The organism is Stenotrophomonas sp. HMWF003 (genome assembly GCF_003061285.1).
Classification (GTDB): domain Bacteria; phylum Pseudomonadota; class Gammaproteobacteria; order Xanthomonadales; family Xanthomonadaceae; genus Stenotrophomonas; species Stenotrophomonas maltophilia_AP.
This window is the reverse complement of the sequence record NZ_QAIW01000081.1, coordinates 12,860-18,415: the sequence shown is the minus strand read 5'-3', so window position 1 is coordinate 18,415 and position 5,556 is coordinate 12,860. Positions and strand designations below refer to the sequence as shown.

Sequence of the window (5,556 nt, the reverse complement as noted above, 5' to 3'; positions counted from 1 at the left end):
GTACGGGTGGGTTGGCGGGACACGCCGCAAGTACGTCCCTGTAGGCTCGTGAGCGCCATCCATGGCGCCCAACGGTCCCGCCAACCCACCCGTACCCAGCCTTTGACAGTGTGTCGGTGCGCAACGGAGAAGCGGTATCTTCGAGTGCGGGCGTGTTGCTCTGCTCTGTGCTGCTTTGGCCTTGCCCAGGCCACCGACTGACTATCTGGGGTGGGGGTGTGTGAGTTCGCGGGACCGTTGGGCGCCATGGATGGCGCTCACGAGCCTCCAGGGATGGATTTACGGCGTGTCCCGCGGACTCACACACCCCCGCCCAGCCCGGAACGCAGGGGGCGCCGCTTTGGACGTTGCTCCAGACGTGGCTTTGGAAGTGGCGTTGGAAGTAACTTCTGCCGGCAGCCGCCAAAAAACCTCCCCCTCCAGTCAGGCTTCTTCGAACCGGTTCGCCGCTACGTTCTTGCGCACGTGCTCCGGGTTCCAGATGCGGCCGTTCATGGCGATGTACACGCCGCTGGCCAGTGACTGCACCGCGCCGATCGCACAGCCGATGTTGAACTCCGCGTCCGAGCCGCGGAAGCGGGCCGGGCTTAGTGCGCCGGTCATCACGATCGTCTTGTCGGCGATGCTCCGCAGCACCTGACCGGTCTGCACCATCGAATCGGTGCCGTGCGTCACCAGCACGTGGCGCGTCGGCTGCGCGGCGATGGTCGCGCGGATCAGCTCGCGGTCCTCGTCGGTGATGTGCAGCGAATCCTTGCGCAGGATCGGAATCACATTGAAACGGAACGTCACGCCCAGCTCGCGCAGGATCATCCCGATCTGCGGATCGCCGATCTGGTAGTCCGACTTGTCGTCGAAGTAGATCTTGTCGATCGTGCCACCGGTGGTGATGATCAGTAGTTCGTCCATTGCAGGCTTCCTGGATAGCGGTCAGAACCGTGCGGGCAGCCCGCGCCGGGATGCAGATGATACGACCGCCAGCGCCGCCCCGCAGCCGCAGGCCGCCAACCGGTCAGCGCTTCCCGAAGCGGCGGCGCAGCCCCGGACCGCTGCCCACCCCGATCACCGCCAGCGCCAGCAGCAGCTCCGCCCATGCCCAGCCGGCCGTTTCCGGGTGGCTCCAGGCGCTCATCACCCCGTGGCTGAACCAGAACAGCGCCAGCACCCCGGCCCAGAAGGCCGCCTTGCCGCGCCGCAGCCACACCCCCAGCGCCAGCAGCAGTGGCGGCAGGGTAAACACCAGCTGCGTGGCCAGCCAATGCCGGTCCTGCGCGAACCACAGCGCATACACCGCCGCCAGCGCCACCAGCAGCAGCGCCAGGATCGCATCCTGCGCGCGGCCGTTCATGCCAGCCGCCGCGCGATGTCGGCCACGCGCCGGCCCAGCGCGCGTGCCAGGATCGCCTCATCCTCGCTCGGTACCGGATTGTCGTCGGCCCCGGCCACGTGGCTGGCCCCGTAGGGCGTGCCACCGGTGGTCGTATGGCTCAGCGCCGGCTCGGTGAAGGGAATGCCGACAATCAGACAACCGTGGTGCAGCAGCGGCACCTGCATCGACAGCAGCGTCGATTCCTGGCCACCATGCAACGAGGCCGTCGAGGTGAACACCGCCGCCGGCTTGCCGGCCAGGGTGCCATTGACCCATTCGGCACCCAGCCCATCCAGAAAATGCTTCACCGGCGCGGCCATGTTGCCGAACCGGGTCGGGCTGCCCAGGATCAGCCCATCACAATCGGCCAGATCGCCGATGTCCACGTAGGGCGCGCCATCCTCGGGCACCGGCGGGCGGGCAGTCTGCGTCACCGCTGCCACCGGCGGCACCGTGCGCAGCCGCGCGCTCATGCCCGGCACCTCGCCGATGCCCCGTGCGATCTGGCGGGCCAGCCGGGCCACCGAACCGCCGCGGCTGTAGTAGAGCACCAGTATTTCCGCCATCGCGCGTCATCTCATCCGGACCAGCGGCCAGTATGGCGATGCGATGCAGTCCCGCACACCCCTCTTCGGGTACCCTTGCGCCGATGGAACCCCTCGACACCGTGAACCTCTGGATGGAGCGCGTGCGCGATCGCAAGCGTGCCGCCAGCTTCGGCCGCTTCCTCTGGCGGCGCTTCCTGGACGACCGCCTGTTCCAGGCCGCGGCCTCGCTGGCCTACACCACCGTGTTCGCGCTGGTGCCGCTGGCCATCGTGGTGTTCGGCGTGCTGTCGGCGTTCCCGGTGTTCGACCGCTGGAGCGACCAGCTCAGCGACTACGTGTTCTCCAACTTCGTGCCCAACGCCGCGCGCGCCGCCGAAGGCTACCTGCGCCAGTTCTCGGCCAGTGCCGGCCAGCTCACCGCCGCCGGTTTCATCGCGCTGGTGGTGTCGCTGCTGATCACCCTCAACAGCGTGGAAGAAACCTTCAACCAGATCTGGCGCGTGGGCTCCACCCGGCCCAAGTTGACCCGCTTCCTGGTCTACTGGACCGTGCTGACCCTCGGCGCGATGCTGGCGGCCGCCTCGCTGGCGGTATCGGCGCGGGTGTTCGCGCTGCCCCTGTTCGGCACCAGCGAAGGCCGCTGGCTGGCCAATTTCTCGCTGACCGTGGCCCCGATTCTGATCGAGTTCGTCTGCATCACGCTGGTCTACCGCGTGGTGCCGCACCACACGGTGAAGTGGCGGCACGCCATTCCCGGCGCGATCCTGGCCGCGGTGATGCTGGAACTGGTGAAGTGGGGCATGGGCGCCTACCTGGGCAGCTTCCAGTCCTACCAGAAGCTCTACGGCACGGTCGCCTTCGTGCCGATCCTGCTGCTGTGGATCTACCTGTGCTGGGTGTCGGTGCTGCTCGGAGCCTCGCTGGCGTCCTCGGTCGCTGCCTTCCGCTACCAGCCGGCCGAGCTGCGCCTGCCCACCGGCTATGAGATTTACGGCCTGCTGCGCCTGATCGGGCGGTTCCAGCAGGCCCGTGCCGAAGGCCACAGCCTGGACGATGATGAGATCCTGCGGCTGGAGCCCATGCTCACCGACTCGCTGTTGCAGACCATGCTCTGCGACCTGGAGGCCATCCGCGTGGTGCGGCGCGATGAGCGCGGCGAATGGCTGCTGGCGCGCGACCTGGACAAGCTCACCCTGGCCGATCTGTACGAGACCACGCAGATGCGCATCCCGGTGCGCGAAGCCTACCTGCCGTACCGCGACGACAGCCTGGGCCAGGCCTCGGTACTGGCGCTGGATGCCTTGCGCCTGCCGCTGCGCGAACTGCTCAAGCGCCGCGTCAGCGATATCTACTCGACCCCCGGAGATACACCATGACCGCCAAGCCCCTGCTGCTGGCCGTGGGCCTGCTGGCCCTGGCCGCCTGCAACAAGCCCACCGCCCAGCCCGACGCCACCGCACCCACGCCGACCGCGCCACCGGCCGCCGTCGCAGAACCGGCCACGCCAGCGGCCACCGAGGGTGCGCCGACCGATCGCAAGACCGTCGAACGTCCTACCCTGACCTTGCCGGCATTGGATGGCAGCACCTACGACCTGGCCGCACATCGCGGCAAGTGGGTGGTGGTCAATTTCTGGGCCACCTGGTGCGCGCCGTGCCGCAAGGAGATGCCGGAGCTGTCGGCGCTGCACGCCATGCGCAGCGAGATCGAGGTGGTCGGCCTGGCGTACGAGGACATCGAGCCGGCCGAGATGAAGGCGTTCCTTGAAAAGCGCCCGGTGACCTATCCCATCGTCATCGTGGACACCTACAACCCGCCCGAGGATTTCGCCATCCCGCGCGGCCTGCCGCTGACCTACCTGATCGCGCCCGACGGCAAGGTCGCCAAGGAGTTCCTCGGCCCGGTCACCGCGCACGACATCGAGGCGCGCATCAAGGAAGGCTGAATCGTAGAGCCGGGCTCTGCCCGGCTGCTTTACCAAAGGCGATGCATGCGCGGGTGGCGTCTGCGGCGCTTCCACCGCGCCGCGCGTGGTAGCCGGGCAGAGCCCGGCTCTACGCGGGGTGCTCTTCGCCGGCGATGCGCGTATGGCGCTTCTACCGTGTTGCGCGCGGCAGCCGGGCAGAGCCCGGCTCTACCCCCGGCTGCCTTTCCAAAAAGCGATGCACCGCGGCAGGTGTCTGCAGCCTTACGGAATCTCGAACCCGTCAATCGGCGGCAGCACCCCGAACTGCTCCTTGTGCAGCTTGCCCTTCAACGGCGGCAGCGCCAGTTCCGGTTCGTCCACGCGGGTGTCGGGCATGCGGTCGAGCAGGTTGCGGATCAGCGCCAGCCGGCCGCGCTTCTGGTCGTTGAAGTCCACCAGCGTCCACGGCGCCTCGTCACGGTGGGTCGCGCGCAGCATCGCTTCGCGCGCGTCGGTGTAGGCGCTGTACTTGCTGCGTGACTCCAGGTCCACCGGCGACAGCTTCCAGCCCTTGAGCGGGTCCAGGTGGCGCTCGGCAAACCGCTTTTCCTGCTGCGCCTGGTCCACGCCCAGCCAGTACTTGAACAGCAGGATGCCATCGTCCACCAGCAGCTTCTCTACCACCGGCGCCTGGGCCAGGAACGCGTGGTACTCCGGTTCGCTGCAGTAGCCCATCACGTGTTCAACCCCGGCGCGGTTGTACCAGCTGCGATCCATCAGCACGATCTCGCCGCCGGCCGGCAGGTGCGCGAGATAGCGCTGGAAATACCACAGCGTGCCTTCGCGGTCGGTTGGCTTGGGCAGCGCCACCACCCTGCATTGGCGCGGATTGAGGTGCTCGGCGATGGCCTGGATCGCACCGCCCTTGCCGGCGGTATCCCGGCCTTCGAACAGCACCAGCACGCGTTGGCCGGTGTGCTGCACCCAGCGCGCCATCGCGATCAGTTCCAGCTGCATGGGTTCCAGCAGGGCCTGGTACTGCTTGCGCTTGAGCTTGCCCATCCACGTGCCTCGGTCATCCTCGGGAACCCCGAGCCTAGCGCAGCGAGGGTTCAGCCGTTGTCGGCGTCGCCGGGCAGGGCACGCGGCCGGTGCACGAGGAGGTCGCCCGGCATCAGCACCACCGGTTCGCCGGCGATCTGCAGCGCGCTCTCAGCCACCGGCTCGCCCTCATCGTTGCATTCGACCACGGCAAACGACCCGAACGCATCGGCCGGCCAGGGAAGCACCGTGGCCACGGTGCGGCTGTCGATCGCGTGCTGCGCGCACCACTGCAGGCGGGCGATTGCCAAGTCGAGCTCACCCTTCCATGCAAGCGCGGCGGCGTCGCCCGCCGTTTCGCGCAGCGTTGCGATCGCCTGCGCGCGCGCCTGTTCCAGCAGCGACAGCACGCGTGGCGATCCCGCGCCGGATGTCACGCCGCGCCCTGCCAACCGCGTTCGCGCGCCAGGTCTTCCACCACCGCGCTGAAATCACGGGCAAACCCGGCCATGTCGAACAGGCCGCTGTCACTGCGGCGCTGCGCCAGTTCGGCGCGCAAGGCCTGCAGTGCCTGTGCGTCGTTGCCCAGCGCGATGGCGGTGGCCACGAAGGCGCGGTCGTCGGCCACGTTCATGCGCGCCAGCCCCAGGTGGTGGTTGAGGCTGCCGGCCACGCGCGAGGCAAACGTCGCG

General features: G+C 68.3%; 7 protein-coding genes and 1 pseudogene. 2 read left to right on the top strand and 6 right to left on the bottom strand.

Going from position 1 to position 5,556, the window contains the following annotated elements:
- Positions 1-423: 423 nt before the first annotated feature.
- The 3 genes from DBR34_RS03195 to wrbA form a co-directional block, all read right to left on the bottom strand.
- Entirely contained in the window at positions 424-909 is a 486-nt protein-coding gene (locus tag DBR34_RS03195) for an asparaginase domain-containing protein (protein ID WP_038690351.1), read from the bottom strand.
- 103 nt (positions 910-1,012) lie between these two features.
- Positions 1,013-1,348 carry a DUF2069 domain-containing protein gene (locus DBR34_RS03190; RefSeq protein WP_128095670.1) on the bottom strand — a complete coding sequence of 112 codons (336 nt, stop codon included), beginning with the start codon at positions 1,346-1,348 and terminating at the stop codon, positions 1,013-1,015.
- On the bottom strand, positions 1,345-1,935 hold the full coding sequence (gene wrbA / locus DBR34_RS03185) for an NAD(P)H:quinone oxidoreductase (protein ID WP_128095669.1): 591 nt from the start codon (positions 1,933-1,935) through the stop codon (positions 1,345-1,347). Before wrbA ends, DBR34_RS03190 begins: the two co-directional genes overlap by 4 nt.
- A gap of 83 nt (positions 1,936-2,018) precedes the next feature.
- Here wrbA and DBR34_RS03180 point away from each other — a divergent pair, with 83 nt between their 5' ends.
- Together DBR34_RS03180 and DBR34_RS03175 are read left to right on the top strand one after the other, a co-directional pair.
- Positions 2,019-3,293, top strand: coding sequence for a YihY family inner membrane protein (locus DBR34_RS03180; protein WP_128095668.1), 1,275 nt, complete (start codon positions 2,019-2,021; stop codon positions 3,291-3,293).
- A complete protein-coding gene (locus DBR34_RS03175) occupies positions 3,290-3,862 on the top strand; it encodes a TlpA disulfide reductase family protein (RefSeq protein WP_128095667.1) in 573 nt (190 codons plus the stop codon). The genes DBR34_RS03180 and DBR34_RS03175 overlap by 4 nt, the downstream gene beginning before the upstream one ends.
- Before the next feature lie 243 nt (positions 3,863-4,105).
- Here DBR34_RS03175 and ppk2 read toward each other — a convergent pair whose 3' ends face one another.
- The 3 genes and pseudogenes from ppk2 to DBR34_RS22040 form a co-directional block, all read right to left on the bottom strand.
- Complete coding sequence (ppk2, locus tag DBR34_RS03170) at positions 4,106-4,885, bottom strand: polyphosphate kinase 2 (RefSeq protein ID WP_128095666.1); 780 nt, start codon at positions 4,883-4,885, stop codon at positions 4,106-4,108.
- Positions 4,886-4,935: 50 nt separating this feature from the next.
- Positions 4,936-5,274 (bottom strand): hypothetical protein, encoded by a 339-nt coding sequence (locus DBR34_RS03165; RefSeq protein WP_128095665.1) that lies wholly within the window; start codon positions 5,272-5,274, stop codon positions 4,936-4,938.
- Positions 5,275-5,297: 23 nt separating this feature from the next.
- Positions 5,298-5,556: pseudogene (locus DBR34_RS22040) on the bottom strand (UDP-N-acetylglucosamine-peptide N-acetylglucosaminyltransferase); the annotation flags it as partial.